This window comes from Pedobacter changchengzhani, from assembly GCF_004354365.1.
In the GTDB taxonomy this organism is placed as follows: domain Bacteria; phylum Bacteroidota; class Bacteroidia; order Sphingobacteriales; family Sphingobacteriaceae; genus Pedobacter; species Pedobacter changchengzhani.
In genome coordinates this window covers 336,877-355,602 of the sequence record NZ_SJCY01000001.1, presented here as the reverse complement: position 1 = coordinate 355,602, position 18,726 = coordinate 336,877, and the positions used below count along the sequence as shown (strand labels likewise).

Annotated in this window: 20 protein-coding genes; 16 read left to right on the top strand and 4 right to left on the bottom strand. The window is 35.8% G+C overall.

Features of this window, described 5'->3' with window-relative positions:
• Positions 1 to 21: 21 nt before the first annotated feature.
• From EZJ43_RS01555 to EZJ43_RS17015, 4 genes are all read right to left on the bottom strand, one after another.
• Positions 22 to 1,278, bottom strand: a complete 1,257-nt coding sequence (locus tag EZJ43_RS01555; RefSeq protein WP_133260893.1) for an MFS transporter — start codon at positions 1,276 to 1,278, stop codon at positions 22 to 24.
• Positions 1,279 to 1,293: 15 nt separating this feature from the next.
• The gene (locus EZJ43_RS01550) at positions 1,294 to 1,728 is read right to left on the bottom strand and encodes a MarR family winged helix-turn-helix transcriptional regulator (protein ID WP_133260892.1); all 435 of its coding nucleotides are present in this window, start codon (positions 1,726 to 1,728) and stop codon (positions 1,294 to 1,296) included.
• A gap of 235 nt (positions 1,729 to 1,963) precedes the next feature.
• Positions 1,964 to 2,236 (bottom strand): isoleucyl-tRNA synthetase, encoded by a 273-nt coding sequence (locus EZJ43_RS01545; RefSeq protein WP_133260891.1) that lies wholly within the window; start codon positions 2,234 to 2,236, stop codon positions 1,964 to 1,966.
• Positions 2,233 to 2,421 (bottom strand): hypothetical protein, encoded by a 189-nt coding sequence (locus tag EZJ43_RS17015; RefSeq protein ID WP_165953066.1) that lies wholly within the window; start codon positions 2,419 to 2,421, stop codon positions 2,233 to 2,235. Before EZJ43_RS17015 ends, EZJ43_RS01545 begins: the two co-directional genes overlap by 4 nt.
• Before the next feature lie 84 nt (positions 2,422 to 2,505).
• Between EZJ43_RS17015 and ileS the strand changes: the two genes are divergently transcribed.
• The 16 genes from ileS (at position 2,506) to EZJ43_RS01465 (ending at position 18,719) form a co-directional block, all read left to right on the top strand.
• A complete protein-coding gene (ileS, locus tag EZJ43_RS01540) occupies positions 2,506 to 5,940 on the top strand; it encodes an isoleucine--tRNA ligase (RefSeq protein WP_133260890.1) in 3,435 nt (1,144 codons plus the stop codon).
• A gap of 31 nt (positions 5,941 to 5,971) precedes the next feature.
• Positions 5,972 to 6,355, top strand: a complete 384-nt coding sequence (locus EZJ43_RS01535) for a TraR/DksA family transcriptional regulator (RefSeq protein WP_133260889.1) — start codon at positions 5,972 to 5,974, stop codon at positions 6,353 to 6,355.
• Positions 6,355 to 6,957 (top strand): lipoprotein signal peptidase, encoded by a 603-nt coding sequence (locus EZJ43_RS01530; protein ID WP_133260888.1) that lies wholly within the window; start codon positions 6,355 to 6,357, stop codon positions 6,955 to 6,957. Before EZJ43_RS01535 ends, EZJ43_RS01530 begins: the two co-directional genes overlap by 1 nt.
• A gap of 608 nt (positions 6,958 to 7,565) precedes the next feature.
• Positions 7,566 to 7,982: a BRO-N domain-containing protein gene (locus EZJ43_RS17305; protein ID WP_207924546.1), complete on the top strand. Its 417-nt coding sequence runs from the start codon at positions 7,566 to 7,568 to the stop codon at positions 7,980 to 7,982.
• A 443-nt stretch (positions 7,983 to 8,425) separates the two neighbouring features.
• Positions 8,426 to 8,953, top strand: coding sequence for a YceD family protein (locus EZJ43_RS01520; protein WP_133260887.1), 528 nt, complete (start codon positions 8,426 to 8,428; stop codon positions 8,951 to 8,953).
• A gap of 15 nt (positions 8,954 to 8,968) precedes the next feature.
• The gene (rpmF, locus tag EZJ43_RS01515; RefSeq protein WP_133260886.1) at positions 8,969 to 9,160 is read left to right on the top strand and encodes a 50S ribosomal protein L32; all 192 of its coding nucleotides are present in this window, start codon (positions 8,969 to 8,971) and stop codon (positions 9,158 to 9,160) included.
• Positions 9,161 to 9,258: 98 nt separating this feature from the next.
• The gene (plsX, locus tag EZJ43_RS01510; protein ID WP_133260885.1) at positions 9,259 to 10,197 is read left to right on the top strand and encodes a phosphate acyltransferase PlsX; all 939 of its coding nucleotides are present in this window, start codon (positions 9,259 to 9,261) and stop codon (positions 10,195 to 10,197) included.
• 9 nt (positions 10,198 to 10,206) lie between these two features.
• Positions 10,207 to 11,202: a beta-ketoacyl-ACP synthase III gene (locus EZJ43_RS01505; RefSeq protein WP_133260884.1), complete on the top strand. Its 996-nt coding sequence runs from the start codon at positions 10,207 to 10,209 to the stop codon at positions 11,200 to 11,202.
• A gap of 153 nt (positions 11,203 to 11,355) precedes the next feature.
• Positions 11,356 to 11,832 carry an acetyl-CoA carboxylase biotin carboxyl carrier protein gene (accB, locus tag EZJ43_RS01500; protein WP_133260883.1) on the top strand — a complete coding sequence of 159 codons (477 nt, stop codon included), beginning with the start codon at positions 11,356 to 11,358 and terminating at the stop codon, positions 11,830 to 11,832.
• 83 nt (positions 11,833 to 11,915) lie between these two features.
• The gene (gene accC / locus EZJ43_RS01495; RefSeq protein ID WP_133260882.1) at positions 11,916 to 13,256 is read left to right on the top strand and encodes an acetyl-CoA carboxylase biotin carboxylase subunit; all 1,341 of its coding nucleotides are present in this window, start codon (positions 11,916 to 11,918) and stop codon (positions 13,254 to 13,256) included.
• A 99-nt stretch (positions 13,257 to 13,355) separates the two neighbouring features.
• Complete coding sequence (locus tag EZJ43_RS01490; RefSeq protein WP_133260881.1) at positions 13,356 to 13,559, top strand: DUF2683 family protein; 204 nt, start codon at positions 13,356 to 13,358, stop codon at positions 13,557 to 13,559.
• Between the two features lie 34 nt (positions 13,560 to 13,593).
• Positions 13,594 to 13,812: a Txe/YoeB family addiction module toxin gene (locus tag EZJ43_RS01485; protein ID WP_243718017.1), complete on the top strand. Its 219-nt coding sequence runs from the start codon at positions 13,594 to 13,596 to the stop codon at positions 13,810 to 13,812.
• Between the two features lie 427 nt (positions 13,813 to 14,239).
• Complete coding sequence (gene tatC / locus EZJ43_RS01480) at positions 14,240 to 15,124, top strand: twin-arginine translocase subunit TatC (RefSeq protein ID WP_133260880.1); 885 nt, start codon at positions 14,240 to 14,242, stop codon at positions 15,122 to 15,124.
• Between the two features lie 52 nt (positions 15,125 to 15,176).
• Positions 15,177 to 15,614, top strand: a complete 438-nt coding sequence (rpiB, locus tag EZJ43_RS01475; protein WP_133260879.1) for a ribose 5-phosphate isomerase B — start codon at positions 15,177 to 15,179, stop codon at positions 15,612 to 15,614.
• A gap of 21 nt (positions 15,615 to 15,635) precedes the next feature.
• A complete protein-coding gene (locus tag EZJ43_RS01470; protein ID WP_133260878.1) occupies positions 15,636 to 17,249 on the top strand; it encodes a M28 family peptidase in 1,614 nt (537 codons plus the stop codon).
• A gap of 81 nt (positions 17,250 to 17,330) precedes the next feature.
• Positions 17,331 to 18,719 carry a LutB/LldF family L-lactate oxidation iron-sulfur protein gene (locus EZJ43_RS01465; protein WP_133260877.1) on the top strand — a complete coding sequence of 463 codons (1,389 nt, stop codon included), beginning with the start codon at positions 17,331 to 17,333 and terminating at the stop codon, positions 18,717 to 18,719.
• The last annotated feature ends 7 nt before the right edge of the window (positions 18,720 to 18,726 follow it).

Below are 18,726 nucleotides of genomic sequence, written 5' to 3'. Positions count from 1 at the left end.
CAAAAAGACTGCTTGAGTTAATTATTTATTTAAAACCACTGCGTTTGAAAGATATTGAAGTTGCTTATTTTTAATCTCATTTTTGCGCAATCTTCTGTAAATTAAAATCCCAATCAATATCGTAATTAAACCTTGAATAAGTACGGTATCTTGTGTGCCAATTAATTGCGAAACGCTACCAACCAATAACCCGCCTAAAGGTTGCATACCAAAAAAAGCCATGGCATAAAAGCTAATTACTCTGCCCCGCATAGCCGGATCAACTGTGGTTTGAATTAATGTGTTGCTAATTGTAATTTGCGACATCATGCCGAAGCCCGCTAAAACAGCGAAAAATAAGGCTAAAAGATAGTAGGTAGTATGCGAAAAAAGCGCTAACCCAGCTCCAAAAATTAAAGTATTTATCGCTAATATTTTTCTCAAATTCTTCCCTGGCTTTAACGATGCTAAAAATATCGCCCCCGAAAAAGCACCTAAACCAATAACACTATCTATTACCCCAAATGTTGATGCTGTACCGTGAAAAATATCTTTTGCATAAAACGGAATTAAAGTGCCGAAAGGCAAAGCTATTAAACTAATCAGCGCCAGCATAATTAAAATATATGAAATAGATGGCGTTGCACGGATGTATGCAAAACCTTCTTTCAACTCGCCAATTACATTTTTAGTGCGCGGTTTAGCGATGTATTTGGGTAATTTCATCATCATTAAAGAGCCAATTACAGCTATAAAACTTATGGCATTTAACCCGAAACAAATATCATCTCCAAATTTTTCTAAAGCTAAACCCGCTAAACCCGGACCAATTAATCTCGATAAGTTTACCATAGATGAATTTAAGGCCAGGGCATTTGGCAAATCGGCTTTATCTTCTACCATTTCGTACACTAACGATTGCCTTGCAGGAACATCAAATGCATTTATTAACCCCAATAATGCACTTAGCGCAATAATTTCCCAAACCAAATAATTTTTTGTGAAAACCAGTAAAGTTAATAAAACGGCTTGCACCATAGAAGCAATTTGTGTAATCAACAACAATTTATATCTATTGTACCTATCGGAAGCAACACCCCCAATAAATGAAAAAATGAACGATGGAAAAAGGCTTGCAAACAGCGTGAGGCCAAGCATAAAATTAGAGTGGGTAATAGAATATACTACCCAACTTACGGCGGTTTTTTGCATCCACGTGCCTATTAACGATATGGATTGACCGCCAAAATATAAACGATAATTTCTGCTTTTAAAGGCGCTAAATGTACTAATATTCATAATAAAATGAACTGATTAAAAATCAATCAGTTTAGTTAATGGAGTTATTGCTTGTTGTAAAATGAGTTGCTCTTGTGGCGTACAAAGTTCGGCAATGGCTTTACCCAACCACTCATCCCGCTCTTGCCTAACTTGTTGCAAAAAATCTTGTCCTTTAACAGAAAGCGAAATGTTAATTTTCCTTTTATCGGTTGTGGATGGACGTTTTTCAATTAAATCCAACTCAGCCAAATGATTCAACAACGGACCAACGGATTGAGGTGTGATTTTCTCTAAAACGGCAAGTTCTGCCGAAAGTAGTTGATCGTGCTGTTCTAATAAAACCAATATTGATCTTTCCGTTTGCGACAGCGGCGTATTGGATGGCGAAAGCTTCCGCATTTTTCTATTCAATCTCGCAAGTATAGGCCTCAATGCAGAAGCCAGCAAAAAACTCTTGTCCAAATTCATATAGTAAGTAAAACTTATAAGTTTGCCTTACAAATTTACCAATTTAGATTATAGCTAATTCAAAATTCGAAAGAGTTGACATTTAAAAGATTTTTGCAAGAAATATACTGTGTGGATTTGGATAATTTATCGCCCGATAGGATGCTAAAAATGGAAATGATTGAAATTTTTTTGAAAAAAGAAGCTCATAAAAAAGACCTAAACAATATACTTTGTTCACAAAAAAACCAACTATTTATTCAGTCCTTGGCTTTTCTTCTACTTCATCAACAGGCACTTCTACCGTTGGGTCAGTTTTTATTTCTGCGTTGCCGTCGCTGTCTTTTTTTGCAAAAAGGATTGGATAAATAAGCCAAAGTGCTCCAATAATTACCAAAACGCCAGCCAATGTTTGAAAGTGAATAGCAAAAGGAACCTTATTGGCATGCAGAATTTTATACGCAATAAACGAAAGTAAGCCTGCAACAATAACGAAAACGGCCTTTTGTAATTTTAAGAGCTTGATCATGGATTAGTTTTTTTTATTGATATAATGTGAACTAAAACAAAGATTAGTCCAATAAGTTCGAGTAAGCCACAAAAATAAAATCCATACACAACTAAGTTTTTATGTTGCGCACTAACAACGGTAACAATTGGCAACGCAATTACCGCCATAATCATTAACGAAAGTCCGATATTAAATAATTTCACCTCAAAAGTATTTACATCAAAACTACCTAAATCCCCTCAATTTTTTTAACTTTGCACCCTTTATTTTTTAGAGTTACTTGATTGATGTATAACGAATTTAAACAATTAGATCTTGCCAAAATAGGACAAGAAGTACTAGATTTTTGGAAAAAGGAAAACATCTTTGAAAAAAGCATTTCTTCCCGCCCTAAATCTAATCCGTTTACTTTTTACGAGGGTCCGCCGTCTGCAAATGGCATGCCGGGCATTCACCACGTAATGGCTCGTGCAATTAAAGATATTTTTTGCCGCTACAAAACAATCAAAGGTTATCAAGTAAAAAGAAAAGCCGGTTGGGATACCCACGGCCTGCCTGTTGAGCTTGGAACCGAAAAAGAATTGGGCATAACCAAGGAAGATATTGGCAAAATCATTTCTATTGAAGATTATAACGAAGCCTGTAAAAAAACAGTAATGCGCTACACTGATGTGTGGAACGATTTAACTGAGAAAATGGGTTATTGGGTAGATATGGATGATCCGTATATTACCTACAAATCGAAATACATGGAATCGGTTTGGTGGCTTTTGAAACAAATTTACGATAAAGGATTAATCTATAAAGGCTATACCATTCAGCCTTATTCACCAAAAGCGGGAACTGGATTAAGTTCTCACGAAGTGAACCAACCGGGTGCTTATCGCGATGTTACGGATACGACAATTGTTGCACAGTTTAAAGTCCCCCTAACCCCCAAAGGGGGAACTGGAAATGGCTTAGTAAATGCTTTTGGTTTAAGCTCCCCTCCTTCGGAGGGGTTGGGGGAGGATTTCTATTTCCTTGCTTGGACCACAACACCATGGACTTTACCATCGAACACAGCTTTAACAGTTGGACCAAAAATCGATTACGTTTTAGTCAAAACTTTTAACCAATATACTTTCCTGCCAACAAACGTAATTTTGGCTAAAAACTTAGTTGGAAAACAATTCAGCAAAATTTTCTTCGAAAGTGAAAATATTGAAGATTTCGAAAATTTCAAATCTGGAGACAAAAAGATACCGTACCAAATTCTTGCCGAATGTAAAGGAGTAGATCTAGTTGGAATTAAATACGAACAACTTTTAACTTACGCATTACCGTTTAACAATCCAGAAAATGCTTTCCGCGTAATTGCTGGAGATTTTGTTACCACCGAAGATGGAACTGGTATTGTACACACTGCACCTACTTTTGGTGCAGATGATGCTAAAGTTGCCAAGGAAGCAAGTCCAGAAATACCACCAATGTTGGTAATGGACGAAGACGACGTTTTGGTCCCTCTTGTTGATTTACAAGGTAGATTTACCAAACATGTTGGTCCGTTTGCTGGCAAATACGTAAAAAATGAATACTACGAAGCCGGCGAAGCACCCGAAAAATCGGTTGATGTAGAAATCGCCATCTTATTAAAAGAAGAAAACAAAGCTTTCAAGGTAGAAAAATACGTTCACAGTTACCCACACAGCTGGAGAACTGACGAGCCACTTTTATATTACCCTTTAGATTCTTGGTTTATTAAAGTTACGGATGTTAAAGATAGAATGTTCGATCTTAATGAAACCATCAATTGGAAACCAAAGTCAACCGGCGAAGGTCGTTTTGGTAATTGGCTAAAAAATGCCAACGATTGGAATTTATCACGCTCGAGATATTGGGGTATTCCGTTGCCAATTTGGAGAACTGAAGATAAAAAAGAAGAAATATTAATTGGCTCGGTTGAAGAACTTTACAACGCAATTGAAAAATCAATCGCCGCTGGCTTTCAAAAAGAAAATCCATTTAAAGGATTCGAAATTGGAAACATGAGTGAAGAGAATTACGATTTAATTGATTTGCACAAAAACGTTGTTGATCAAATTGTGTTAGTCTCTCCAGCTGGCAAACCAATGATCCGCGAAAGCGATTTAATTGATGTTTGGTTTGACTCTGGCGCAATGCCTTATGCGCAATGGCATTATCCATTCGAAAACAAAGAAACAATCGACGAAAACCAAGATTTTCCCGCAGATTTTATCGCCGAAGGTGTAGATCAAACCCGTGGTTGGTTTTATACTTTGCATGCAATTTCTACCCTAGTTTTCGATAAAGTTGCCTATAAAAATGTAGTTTCAAACGGCTTGGTGTTAGACAAAAACGGGCTAAAAATGTCTAAACGTTTGGGCAATGCAGCAGATCCGTTCCAAACTATTAACGAGTATGGAGCCGATGCCACACGTTGGTATATGATTTCGAATGCAAACCCTTGGGATAATTTAAAATTTGATATTGAAGGTATTGCGGAAGTGCGCCGTAAATTCTTTGGCACGCTGTACAATACTTACGCTTTCTTTGCTTTATATGCAAATATTGATAAGTTTCAAATTGATAAAAATAACCTCAGTAAAGTTGAAGATCGGTCGGAACTAGATCGTTGGATTTTATCGCTTTTACAAAATTTAATTAACGAAGTTGATGATAGCTACAACACTTACGAACCAACTAAAGCAACTCGTGCCATTCAAAACTTTGTTGATGAACACTTAAGCAACTGGTACATCAGACTAAGTCGTCGCCGTTTTTGGAAGGGCGAAATGACAAATGATAAACGCGCCGCTTATGAAACGCTTTACACCTGTTTAGAAACTTTAGCACAGCTGATGAGTCCTGTAGCGCCATTCTTTGCCGATTGGTTGTACAGAAATTTAACCGTTAACGATTCAACGGCCGAACAATCAATCCACTTAACATTGTGGAATAATGCCGATCAAAGCTTAATTGATAATGATTTGAACGAAAGAATGCTTTACGCGCAACATATTTCGTCGATGGTTTTATCGTTGCGTAAAAAATCAAGCATTAACGTTCGTCAGCCTTTAGCCAAAATTTTGATCCCTGTTTTAGATAATGATTTTCAAGTGAAGGTAAATCTGGTAAAAGATCTGATTTTATCAGAAACGAACATTAAAGAGGTAGAATTTATTAACGATACCTCGGGCTTAATAAAGAAAAAGGTAAAACCAAACTTTAAAGCCTTAGGTGCTAAGGTTGGTAAGGACATGAAGATGGTAAGCGAGGCGATTAATCAAATTTCTCAAGAAGAGTTAGTTCAATTTGAAAAAACTGGTTCTATCTTAATACCAGATACTAACTACTCGATACTTCTTGCGGATGTAGAAATCTTCGCAGAAGACATTCCAGGATGGCAGGTAACTAATTTGGGCAACTTAACAGTCGCATTAGACATTACCATATCCGAAGATTTAAAACAGGAAGGACTTTCTAGAGAACTGGTTAACCGTGTACAAAATCTCCGTAAAGAATTAAATTTTGAAGTAACGGATAGAATTTCAGTTCGTTTACAAAAACATAACATTATCCAACATGCTGTTGCTAAAAACAAAGCTTATATTTGCGCAGAAATACTAGCCGACGATGTAGAATTGGTAGAAATGGTAAGTAATCCAAACAAAATCACCATTGATGATGTTGAGTTAGACATTTCAATAACTAAAAAATAACAGGATCGAATAAAATTAAACTCTAAAAAGAATGGAAAACACTAACATAACACGTTATTCTGATAGCGAATTACAAGAATTTAAAGAACTTATTCAAGATAAATTACGCAGTTCAAAAGAAGAATTAAACGCTTTAACAACTTCGTTAAGCAACCCCAATGCAAATGGAACCGAAGATACTTCTGGTGCCTACAAAACATTAGAAGATGGATCTGCAACGATGGAAAAAGAGCAGATTAATCAATTAGCAGCGCGCCAGAAAAAATTTATCGATAATTTAGAAGCTGCATTGGGCCGTATAGAAAACAAAACTTATGGTATCTGTCGCGAAACTGGTAAATTGATTCAAAAAGAACGATTACGTGCAGTTCCTCACGCTACTTTAAGTATGGAAGCCAAGTTAAAGCAGGGTTAATGAAAGGCTACACAAAACCTTTAATCATCATATTTTTAGTGCTCCTCGCAGATCAGTTACTAAAAACATGGGTTAAAACCAACATGTACATCGGCCAAGAATTTAATGTTATTGGCAAATGGTTCATTATCCATTTTACCGAAAACAACGGTATGGCCTTCGGTATGGAGTTTGGCGGTGAATTTGGAAAACTCGCGCTTTCTTTATTTAGAATTGTGGCTGTTGCCGGTATTGGTTACGGTTTGCACTATTTAATCAAGCACAAATATCACCGTGGTTTAATTCTAAATGTAGCTCTAATTTTTTCTGGCGCACTCGGCAATATAATCGATTCGGTTTTTTACGGAAAAATTTACCATTACGAAACTTGGTTTCACGGCCGAGTTGTAGATATGTTCTACTTTCCAATTGCCAGAGGATATTTCCCTTCGTGGATTCCAATTTGGGGAGGCGATCAATTTGAATTCTTTAGGCCGGTTTTTAACGTTGCCGATGCAGCGATATCAGTGGGCGTTATACTCATCATTATCTTCCAAAAAAACTACTTTAAAGATGATGTTAAAGAAGAAGTTAACATCAACAGCGAGATGGTAGAAGATTAAATACCGCATAAATGTTTCAAATATTTTTTTCAATATTTGAAACATTTATTCAAGTACTACAAAATCTATAATCGGCCTTTAACATCCGTTAAATCGTCTTTCCAAAAACATTTCCCTTTTAATAAATTCCCTCACCTATCACTAATAGTGGTTGATAAAAAAATGTTTTTTATTGATTTTGGAAAACATCGGTTCTGTGCAATTAACAGTTTGCAGTCCCGCTCCCGCTTCTGCCGAAGAAAAATCGGCATCCCGCTTCGATCGGGTTTAATAACAACGGTCTGTACAATAAACGCAAAGTAAAAAACCAAAAGCTTACTCTAGCCAAATGGCAATTTTCGTATCGAAATACAAAATCAAATTTCACTTTAATAAATTTATTATCAAGCGTTTAAATTGTTTTCACCATAAAGAAATACTATTTTTATAATTGAAAAAGGACAATCAAAAACAAGTAAAAAACTAACTTTATGAGCGCTGTAAAATTATTCGAAAGTAAAAAAGTGCGATCTCATTGGAATGCGGAAAAGGAAATATGGTACTTCTCTGTAATAGATATAATATAAATATTGACTGGGAGCTCCATTCCAAAAAGATATTGGAGCGACTTGAAAAAAAAGCTTTTAAACGAAGGAAGTGAAGTGTACGATAAAATCGTACGGTTGAAAATGAAAGCAGAAGATGGCAAGATGAGAGATACAGACATTGCGGACACAGAAACACTATTGAGACTTATCCAATCTGTTCCTTCGCCCAAAGCAGAGCCTTTTAAACAATTGTTAGCGAAGGTTGGCTACGAAAGGATGCAAGAAATTCAAGACCCAGAAATGGGCTTAAATAGGGCAAGAGAAAATTGGCAAAAACTTGGAAGAAGCGAAAAGTGGATTCAGCAACGAATGACGGGCCAAGATACCCGGAATAAATTAACAGATTATTGGAAAGAAAGTGGCGTGGAGAAATCCGATGAGTTTGGTTTTTTAACAAATATCATCCACCAAGAATGGACAGGAATAACCATAAAATGACATAAAGAGCTTAAAGGTTTAAAAACGCAAAACCTACGAGACCACATGAGTGAGGCCGAATTGATTTTTACAGCCTTGGCATAAATTTCTACAAGACAAATAGCCGAAGCAGACCAGGCCAAAGGATTAACCGAAAATGCAAAAGCAGGTAAAAAAGGGGGTTCTATAGCAAAAAATGCCCGGAAAGAATTGGAAGCAAAAACCGGCAAAAATGTTGTAACCCAAGAAAGCTTTTTACCACCCACAACATCAAAAAAAGCTTTAAAATAAATTTATTTTATAAAAGCATTTTGATAGTTGCAAAACACCAATCAATTTAATTCGCCAATGCAATTAGGCATAAACAATATCGACCCGAGATTTTAAAAGGTTTAATAATTCAAAAAATACTTTTAATCTAATTTATTTATCCCTACATTTGCAGGCTAAAATTTTACAGTACGTTGAACAACTTAAAACAATTTTCGTTACCGTTTACAGGCTTAAAATTAGGCACTCATCAGTTTGAATATGAGCTAGATGACACTTTTTTTAATGCATTTGAGTACTCGTTAATAAAAAGTGGAAAATTAAAAGTTTACCTGGAACTTGAGAAACAAGAAACCATGATGCTTTTAAAATTTAAAATAATTGGCACTGTAAATTTAAACTGCGATAAATGTTTAGCTGAATTTTCATTACCAATTAATTTGTATGAAAGACAGATTGTAAAATTTGCAGAGGCCGAAATGGAGAGTGATGATGAAGAAATTATTTCGCTAAGCCGTAAGGAAACGGCAATAGACCTAGCCGGTCCGTTATACGAAATAATTAACGTAGCAGTACCTTATATTAAGAACTGCGAACAGGCAAACAAAGATTGCGACCAGGAGATGATTGAGCGTTTAGATCAATTATCAGCTGATAAGCAAGAAGAAAATGAACAAAATAGCGACCCACGTTGGGAAGCACTTAATAAGTTAAAAAAATAATTAGATTATAAACCAATGGCACATCCAAAACGGAAAATCTCGAAACAGAGAAGAAATAAAAGAAGAACTCACTACAAAGCGGAGATGCCTTCTTTCGCAACATGCTCGGCAACCGGTGCTATCCATGTACCTCACCGTGCTTATAATGTAGATGGTAACCTTTACTATAATGGTAAGTTGGTTATAGAAAATACTCAAATCGGGTAATTTTTGTAAAAAATTGTTTGTGTTTTCAGCCACTTTAGTCATACCTTAGTCAGCTGGATATTTAGGCATCCCTAACTTAACACAAACAGATTTTTTCTATGAAAATAGGACTCGACATAATGGGCGGAGACTACGCTCCCAAAGCAATTGTTTTGGGAGCGATAGCAGCTCATCAATCGCTAAACGCTGGAGAACATTTAGTCCTCATCGGCGATACCGAACTGATTAAGCCAATTCTAACTGAAGAAGGTTTTAATCCAGATCATTTTGAATACGTTCATACTGATGAGGTGATTGGTATGGGCGAACATCCCACAAAAGCAATTGTTCAGAAACCAAATTCGAGCATTGCGGTTGGTTTTAACCTTTTAAAAGAAGGTAAGATTGATTCTTTCGCAAGCGCTGGAAATTCTGGCGCAATGCTAGTTGGTGCTGTATTTAGCGTTAAAACCATTCCCGGCATTCTTCGCCCTTGCTTATGCACCATTCTTCCAAAAACTAATGGCGGCACAGGCTTACTATTAGATGTAGGTGCAAATGCAGATTGTAAACCCGAATTTTTATTGCAATTTGGCATTTTAGGAAGTTTGTATGCAGAAAACATGCTGCAGATTAACAATCCTAAAGTTGCGCTAATAAATATTGGCGAAGAAGATGAGAAAGGTAATATGCTTAGCATGGCTACTTTTCCACTTATGAAAGAAACAAAATTATTCAATTTTGTGGGCAATGTAGAAGGCAGAGATTTATTTAATGATAAAACCGACGTAATTGTTTGCGATGGTTTTACTGGGAACATTATGCTTAAATTAGCTGAATCTTTTTATGTTTTAACCATTAAAAAAGGATTAAAAGATGAGTTTTTCGATCGTTTTAATTACGAGCAATATGGTGGCAGTCCTGTTTTAGGTGTTAATGCGCCAGTAGTTATCGGTCACGGCATATCCAGCCCCACTGCAGTAAAAAACATGGTACTGCAATCACGAGAAATGATTACAACCGGTTTGATTGAGAAAATTAGAGTCGCATTTAAATAATTTATTAAAATGAGTAAAATTCACGCTGCTATTACGGCAGTAAATGGTTATGTTCCCGATTATGTATTAACCAATACAGAATTAGAAACCATAGTTGAGACTTCGGATGAATGGATTACCAGTAGAACTGGAATTAAAGAGCGTAGAATATTAAAGGGTGAAGGATTAGGCACTTCGGATATGGCAGTTCATGCTGTTAACGGTTTGCTTAAAAAAAGGGGAATTGATGCAACTGAGATAGAATTAATTATTTTCTGCACCACAACACCTGATTTTACTTTTCCTGCTACGGCAAATGTTTTGGCTGATAAAATTGGTGCAACAAATGCTTGGGGTTACGATTTGCAAGCAGCGTGTTCCGGTTTTCTTTTCGGCCTTTCTACTGGTGCATCTTTTATTGAAGCCGGAAGACACAAAAAAGTTTTGGTTGTAGGTGGTGATAAAATGTCATCTATCATTAATTATGCAGACCGAACTACCTGTATTATTTTTGGCGATGGTTGTGGTTGCGCTTTATTAGAACCCAACGAAGAAGGCTTAGGTATAATCGATTCTATTTTAAGAACTGATGGTTCTGGCAGGGATTTTTTAGGTATGAAAGCAGGCGGATCTGTTACGCCTGCAACACATGAAAGTATTGATGCTAAATTACATTATGCACACCAAGAAGGGCCAACAGTTTTCAAATTTGCTGTAACCAATATGGCAGATGTTGCTGCAGAAATTATGGAGCGCAATAGCCTTACAGCCGATGATGTTGCCTGGTTAGTTCCACACCAAGCCAATAAACGTATAATTGATGCTACTGCAAATCGAATGGGTGTAACCACCGATAAAGTGATGATCAATATTGAAAAATATGGAAATACCACCAACGGAACAATCCCGCTATGTTTATGGGAATGGGAAAGTAGGTTAAAAAAAGGCGACAATATTGTGTTGGCAGCCTTTGGTGGCGGTTTTACCTGGGGATCGATTTACCTAAAATGGGCATACAATAGTTAATCCCAAAGGGTTGCCCTTGGCATTGATTTTTTGGTTGGTCGGGTGTTTAGTAAGATTGCAAGCCCAAAAAACTAAAAAACTAGATAAATAAAATAAAAAAAGTATAACTTAGTTAATTCTATAACACTATTTGTTACATAACAAGCTTAAAAAATGGATATAAAACAAATACAAGAACTTATTAAATTTGTTTCTCGTTCTGGCGTGAATGAAGTTGCTATTGAACAAGAAAACTTCAAGATTACCATTAAAACAAATCAAGCGCCAACAATTGTACATGCTGCCCTACCACAAGCACCACTCGTACAGGCTGCAATACCGGTTGCTACTGCACCAACCGCTCCAGATCCAACAACACCTGCGGTTCCGGTTGCTGAAGATACTTCAAAATACATTACCATTAAATCTCCAATGATCGGCACTTTTTACCGTTCATCTAGTCCAGATAAACCTTTGTTTGTAAACGTTGGCGATGAAATTGGTGTAGGCAAGGTAATTTGTATCATCGAGGCCATGAAACTTTTCAACGAAATTGAAAGTGAAGTTTCTGGACGAATCGTTAAAATATTGGTTGATAATGCATCGCCAGTAGAATACGATCAACCTTTATTTTTAGTAGAACCTATTTAGAACCCGTCATGCTGAATTTAGTTCAGCATCTTAATTGTTAAAAGACCCTGAACTAAATTCAGGGTGACGATAAACTAAAAATTATGTTTAAAAAAATACTAATTGCCAACAGGGGCGAAATCGCTTTGCGTATTATCCGTACCTGTAAGGAAATGGGCATTAAAACTGTTGCAGTTTATTCAACAGCAGATCGTGAAAGTTTACACGTACGTTTTGCTGATGAAGCAGTTTGTATCGGCCCGCCACCTAGTAAAGATTCTTATTTAAATATTCCAAATATTATATCGGCTGCAGAATTAACCAATGCAGACGCAATACATCCAGGCTACGGTTTCTTATCAGAAAATGCTAAATTTTCTAACATTTGCCGAGAGTATAATATCAAATTTATTGGTGCTACGCCTGAGCAGATTAATGGCATGGGCGATAAAGCCTCGGCAAAAGAAACCATGAAAATTGCTGGCGTACCTACAATACCTGGTTCTGAGGGTTTGTTAACCAGCGTAAAAGAAGGCATTGCAATTGCCAATGATATGGGCTACCCAATTATACTTAAAGCAACTGCCGGTGGCGGTGGCCGTGGAATGCGTGTAGTTTGGAAAGATGAAGATTTTGAAAACGCTTGGGATAGTGCTCGACAAGAATCCGGTGCAGCATTTGGTAATGATGGTCTTTATTTAGAAAAATATATTGAAGATCCTCGCCACATTGAAATCCAAATTATTGGCGATCAATATGGTAAAGCTTGCCATTTATCCGAACGCGATTGCTCTATTCAACGCCGTCACCAAAAATTAGTAGAAGAATCTCCTTCTCCATTTATGACGGATGAACTTCGCGTAAGAATGGGAGAAGCAGCAATTAAAGGTGCTGTTGCTGTAAACTATGAAGGTGCTGGTACAATTGAGTTTTTAGTTGATAAACACCGCAACTTCTATTTTATGGAAATGAATACCCGTATTCAAGTGGAACATCCGGTTACAGAAGAGGTAATTAATTTCGATTTAATTAAAGAACAAATTAAAGTTGCAGCAGGTATTCCGATATCGGGAAATAATTATTTTCCTAAAATGCATGCAATCGAATGTCGCATCAATGCAGAAGACCCTGCAAAAGATTTCCGCCCATCACCGGGAAGAATAACTAATTTTCACTCTCCAGGTGGCCACGGCGTTCGAGTTGATACACATGTTTATGCAGGCTACTCAATTCCATCCAATTACGATTCGATGATTGCAAAACTAATTTGCGTGGCACAAACCCGCGAAGAGGCTATTTGTACTATGGAACGTGCTTTGGGCGAATTTGTAATCGAGGGCGTAAAAACAACTATCCCTTTCCATTTACAATTGATGAAAGATCCTAATTTTAGAGCAGGAAATTTCACTACAAAATTTATGGAAACTTTTGAATTTGTAGAGTAATATTAACAAGAATTAAAAATAATACAATCCCATTTTGGTAAAACAGAATGGGATTTTTTTGTAAATATACATTTTCGATTAATTTAACTAAATTTAATTATGGAATCATTAATCGTTCAACCAAAAACCGAAAAACAATTGTTAGCTGTAAAAGCTGTTTTGAAAGCTTTAGATGTATCCTTTATAAAAAGCGCAGAAATTAGTCCTTATGACCCTGAATTTGTAAAGAAAATAAAAAAATCAGAGCAGAATTATAAAGAAGGAAAATTTATTACGTTAAAGATAGACGACTTATGGAAATAGCGTTTGATGAGGTGGCAGAAAATGACTTGATATATTGAAGAAAATCTGGCAATGCAACAATTCAAAAGAAAATTCAATCTCTTATAAAAGCATATTAGCATCTCCATTTGAGGGAATAGGAAAGCCTGAGGCACTCAAATACAATTTAAGTGAAAAATGGTCAAGAAGAATAAATTCAGAACATAGGATTATTTATGAAATTTTAGAAACTGAGCAAATTATAAAAATTTATTCTTTACGAGGCCATTATTAATAACCCAAAGATAGCTCAAAATTACAGCAGGAAATTTGACTACAAAATTTATGGAAACCTTTAAATTTGTAGCGTAATCTTAACAAGAATTAAAAATAATACAATCCCATTTTGGTAAAATAGAATGGGTTTTTTCTTGCCGAAAGTAATCTTTAGATATATCATTAAAAAAACAGAATAAATATCCACACAATACATATTCATTAATTACGATAATCTCACCACAAAAAAAGATATTCTCAATCATTTAAAACGAATTTATCCTCGAAATTCAGCTCAATTAATGGCTACTTAAAATTCAACCTTTACCAGAAAGACCATGTTTATAAATTGTATTTTACCTTTTTCTCATAATTGGTAAACTATTTATATATTTATCACGTAGATACCATTCTATTCAAATAGAATGGTATTTTTGTTTCAAATCATGAGCGACACTAAAGAAAGAGAATCATTATTAAAAACCATCGGAAATAAAGGCAAAAGCTTAGAGGCAGAAATGTCCTTTTTCGATCATTTAGATGTATTACGTAAGCACTTAATAAGGGCGGTTATAGCCATAGGTATTTTTACCAGTATTGCATTTTACTATTACGATATACTTTTAGATAAAATTATCTTCGGCCCCAAAAAACCCGATTTCTGGACATACAGAATGATGTGTAAGCTAGTTGAAAATTTTCCATCACTTGGCAAAGACATGTGTATTACCAAAATAAATGGTAAAATCATCAATACAGAAATGGCCGGGCAATTTAATTTGCAACTTAACTCTTGTGTTATGGCGGGCATCGTGATGGGTATTCCATACTTACTTTGGGAAATTTGGCGTTTTATTAAGCCTGCCCTGCACGAAAAAGAACGTAAATCTGCAAGTGGTTTTGTTTTCTTTGCTTCATCATTATTTGCCTTAGGAATATTGTTTGGCTACTTTATCGTTTGTCCGCTTTCGGTTAACTTTTTAACAGGCTATACGGTAAGTGCCGAAATTGAAAATACTTTTACAGTAGATTCTTATCTATCATCGGTAGCTACTTTAACATTAGGTACAGGCATAATTTTCGAATTACCGGTGGTTATTTATATCCTTTCAAAATTTGGAATAATGACACCTAAATTTATGCGCGCAAGTAGAAGATACGCCATTATTGTAATTTTAATTATTGCAGCAATTGTTACACCAACGCCAGATATTATGACGATGATGATTGTAGCAACGCCATTATTTTTACTTTATGAATTAAGTATTTTTATATCTGGTTACATAGAGAAGAAAAAATTGAAAGCCGAAGCCGAATTTTTTGCCAAATAGGCCATAACAAAAACATTACGAATAAATTTTAAATTTCTGTTTAAATTTGACAATGCCAAATACGAAAATAAAAATAGCGATTGGTTCAGACCACGCTGGCTTTGAATATAAGGAGGCTTTAAAAGCCTATTTAACTGAATTTGATCTTCAAGATTTCGGAACACATTCGATAGATTCTGTAGATTATCCAGATTTTGCACACCCTGTTGCATTAGCTGTAGAAAACAAAGAATTTGACTACGGAATTTTAATTTGTGGTACAGCAAATGGTGTGGCAATGACAGCCAATAAGCACCAGCACATCAGAGCAGCAATTTGCTGGGAAAATGACATCGCACTTTTGGTGCGCAAACACAACGATGCAAACATTTTGTGTATTCCTGCTAGGTTTGTTTCAGAATATGTTGCAAAAGAAATTGCCACAACTTTTTTAACCACCGATTTTGAAGGTGGAAGACACCAAAATAGGATTGATAAAATGTCTTGTTAATTGAGCTTTAAATAAAAAATTATGCAGAAAAGAATTTTAACACTAGGAGTTGCAACATTATTAAGCATAAGTTGCTTTGCCCAAAATAAATTACCAAAAAATGCAAACGCTGTTAAGTTTAGCCAGGCAATAAACCCAACTGATGCTTATAAACATTTATCAATACTTGCATCTGATGAATTTGAAGGTAGAGATACCGGAAAAAAAGGGGCTTGGATGGCTGCCGATTATATTAGAGATTACTTTAAATCTATCGGTTTAAAAGGTCCAGTTGATGGAGGTTATTTTCAAAAAGTAGATTTAATTAACTATGCGATAAGCCAAAGTTTATTCACTATAAACGGACAGCCGAAAGAAGCTAACAAAGATTTTATTATCGGCACGGCAGCAGTAGGTTTAAATGGTTTTACTTTTAATACTAACGATATTGTTTTTGCTGGCTATGGCATATCGAAAGATGGTTATAATGATTATGATGGAATTAACGTAGAAGGAAAAGTTGTGATGATTTTCGCAAATGGTGATCCAACAGTAAAAGCTACCGATAAAATGGATGCTAGAATGGCAAAAATGGCCCTGGGTAGGAAAATATTTTATCTAACACAAAATAAGGCTAAAGCAGTTATTTTAATCGACCCAAAAATTGATAATATTACTGACCATTACAAAGAAAGTTTTTTAGAAAGCGACGTGATGGTTAAAAATGAAGAGACGACGAAAAGAATGCAAAAGCAACACCCTTTTGTTTCAATTTCAATTTCTACCGCAACTGCAAACGAAATATTTAAAATCGCAGGTACATCAATTGATGCAGTTCAAGGCAAAATAATGTCAACAATGAAACCAGCTTCGCAAAATATAGAAGTTGCAATTTCTGCAAGTGCAATGAAAACAGAAATGTCTGTACGTGGCGAAAATGTATTGGGTTTTTTAGAAGGTTCTGATCCTAAACTTAAAAAAGAAGTTTTAGTATTAACAGGCCATTATGACCACATTGGCATTACGCCTGATGTTGAGGGACCAGATAAAATTAATAACGGTGCAGATGATGATGGATCGGGAACGACTGGAGTTTTACTGATGGCAAAAGCATTTATGAATGCTAAAAAAGCTGGAAAAGGCCCTAAAAGAAGCATCCTATTTATGACTGTTATTGGAGAAGAAAAAGGATTATGGGGTTCTGAATGGTATTCTGAACATCCTGTATTTCCATTAGAGAACACCATAGCAAACTTAAATACCGATATGATAGGTAGAATTGGCGAAGAATATTTGGGCAAGCCAGACTCTGCAAATTATATTTATTCAATCGGATCTAACATGTTGAGTACCGAATTAGGGAAACTAAGTGAGCAGGTAAACAACACATATACAAAAATGAAATTAGATTTTAAATACGATGATCCGAAAGATCCAGAGCGTATTTATTACCGTTCAGATCATTACAATTTTGCAAAACACAACATTCCAATCATTTTTTATTATGATGGTATGTTACAACAAGATTATCACAGACCTGGAGATGAAGTAAGTAAAATAAATTTCCAGTTATTAACGAAACGTGCTAAACTCACCTACTTTACCGCTTGGGAGTTAGCCAATAGAGCTAAACGACCCGTCGTTGATAAAAAATAATACTAAGCCTCTTCAAAAATTGAAGAGGCTTTTTTATGCACAATACTATTTGCCCGCAATAGAAATTCTTATATTTGGACTATGATCAAAACTGCTGAAGAATTTTTAGAGAAATCTGATGAAAAAGCTTTCGATTTACCACATCGTAGAACCATAAATTACAATATCGGCAAATACAATGTTGCGGTTGAACGTGGATTATCAAAATTCGAAAATCTTGAAGCATCAAAGAAAAAAGCACACGTTATAAAATGGCGTGTGATTGAAAATCTCGACAAATATTTACCCGAGTTTGAGTCGAATTTTCAGCGTAGAGGTGGCAAAGTAATTTGGGCTAATGATGTGGAAGAAGCGCAGCGCGAAATTTTAAACATCATTCAAAAAAATAACGGCAAAACAGTAATCAAATCTAAATCAATGACAACCGAAGAAATTCATTTGAATGAGTTTTTAGGCGAGCACGGCATTGAATCTTTAGAAAGTGATTTGGGCGAGTATATTGTTCAGCTATTGGGCCAAAAACCTTACCATATAGTTACGCCGGCAATGCACTTGAGTGCAACTGATATTGCAAAATTGTTTCACGAAAGATTTGGAACACCAATTGACGCAACGCCTCCTCAATTGGTTCAAAAAGCCAGAGAATTACTTAGAGAAAAATATTTAAAAGCCGATATTGGAATAAGTGGTGGCAATTTTTTAATTGCCGACACAGGAAGTATTGCCATAACCGAAAATGAAGGAAATGCAAGACTATGCACCACTTTTCCTAAAATTCACATCGCCATTGTTGGTATAGAGAAAGTTATTCCATCTATAAACGATCTCGACTTATTTTGGCCTCTACTGTCCTCTCACGGTACCGGACAAAATTTAACGGTTTACAATTCTATTTTAAGTGGCCCGCGCCAACCTAATGAAACCGATGGACCAGAAGAAATGTATGTAATCCTTTTGGATAATGGTAGAACTAATTTATTGGCGCAAAAAGAGCAAAGACAGGGTTTATACTGCATCCGCTGTGGCGCTTGTTTAAATGCTTGCCCAGTTTATAAAAACATTGGTGGCCATACTTATAACACAACTTATAGTGGCCCAATTGGCGCCGTAATAACGCCACACTTACAAGGCATGGAAGAGTTTAAACATTTAAGCTATGCCTCTACCCTATGCGGAAAATGCTCGGAAGTTTGCCCGGTTAAAATTGATATCCATAAAATGCTTTTACTTAATCGGAGAGATGCAACAGCTGACCATAAAAATGGAAAAGTAGAAGAAGTTGGTTGGGGAATGTTTAGCAAAATGATGCAAAAACGTAAATGGATGGACTTTTTTGGCGGAAAATTTAAAAACTTTATGCTGAAAACATTTTTTAAAAAAAGCTGGGGTAAATATAGGGAAATGCCAAAAGTTGCCGATAAATCTTTTGCACAACGCTGGGAAGAATTGAAAAAGAAGCTAGATGCTTAGAAATTAA

What these genes read in the sequence shown, in the direction of transcription:
- EZJ43_RS01555 (WP_133260893.1), bottom strand. Translation starts at nt 1,278, where the DNA reads ATGAATATTAGTACATTTAGCGCCTTTAAAAGCAGAAATTATCGTTTA.
- EZJ43_RS01550 (WP_133260892.1), bottom strand. Translation starts at nt 1,728, where the DNA reads ATGAATTTGGACAAGAGTTTTTTGCTGGCTTCTGCATTGAGGCCTATA.
- EZJ43_RS01545 (WP_133260891.1), bottom strand. Translation starts at nt 2,236, where the DNA reads ATGATCAAGCTCTTAAAATTACAAAAGGCCGTTTTCGTTATTGTTGCA.
- ileS (WP_133260890.1), top strand. Translation starts at nt 2,506, where the DNA reads ATGTATAACGAATTTAAACAATTAGATCTTGCCAAAATAGGACAAGAA.
- EZJ43_RS01535 (WP_133260889.1), top strand. Translation starts at nt 5,972, where the DNA reads ATGGAAAACACTAACATAACACGTTATTCTGATAGCGAATTACAAGAA.
- EZJ43_RS01530 (WP_133260888.1), top strand. Translation starts at nt 6,355, where the DNA reads ATGAAAGGCTACACAAAACCTTTAATCATCATATTTTTAGTGCTCCTC.
- rpmF (WP_133260886.1), top strand. Translation starts at nt 8,969, where the DNA reads ATGGCACATCCAAAACGGAAAATCTCGAAACAGAGAAGAAATAAAAGA.
- plsX (WP_133260885.1), top strand. Translation starts at nt 9,259, where the DNA reads ATGAAAATAGGACTCGACATAATGGGCGGAGACTACGCTCCCAAAGCA.
- EZJ43_RS01505 (WP_133260884.1), top strand. Translation starts at nt 10,207, where the DNA reads ATGAGTAAAATTCACGCTGCTATTACGGCAGTAAATGGTTATGTTCCC.
- accB (WP_133260883.1), top strand. Translation starts at nt 11,356, where the DNA reads ATGGATATAAAACAAATACAAGAACTTATTAAATTTGTTTCTCGTTCT.
- accC (WP_133260882.1), top strand. Translation starts at nt 11,916, where the DNA reads ATGTTTAAAAAAATACTAATTGCCAACAGGGGCGAAATCGCTTTGCGT.
- EZJ43_RS01490 (WP_133260881.1), top strand. Translation starts at nt 13,356, where the DNA reads ATGGAATCATTAATCGTTCAACCAAAAACCGAAAAACAATTGTTAGCT.
- tatC (WP_133260880.1), top strand. Translation starts at nt 14,240, where the DNA reads ATGAGCGACACTAAAGAAAGAGAATCATTATTAAAAACCATCGGAAAT.
- rpiB (WP_133260879.1), top strand. Translation starts at nt 15,177, where the DNA reads ATGCCAAATACGAAAATAAAAATAGCGATTGGTTCAGACCACGCTGGC.
- EZJ43_RS01470 (WP_133260878.1), top strand. Translation starts at nt 15,636, where the DNA reads ATGCAGAAAAGAATTTTAACACTAGGAGTTGCAACATTATTAAGCATA.
- EZJ43_RS01465 (WP_133260877.1), top strand. Translation starts at nt 17,331, where the DNA reads ATGATCAAAACTGCTGAAGAATTTTTAGAGAAATCTGATGAAAAAGCT.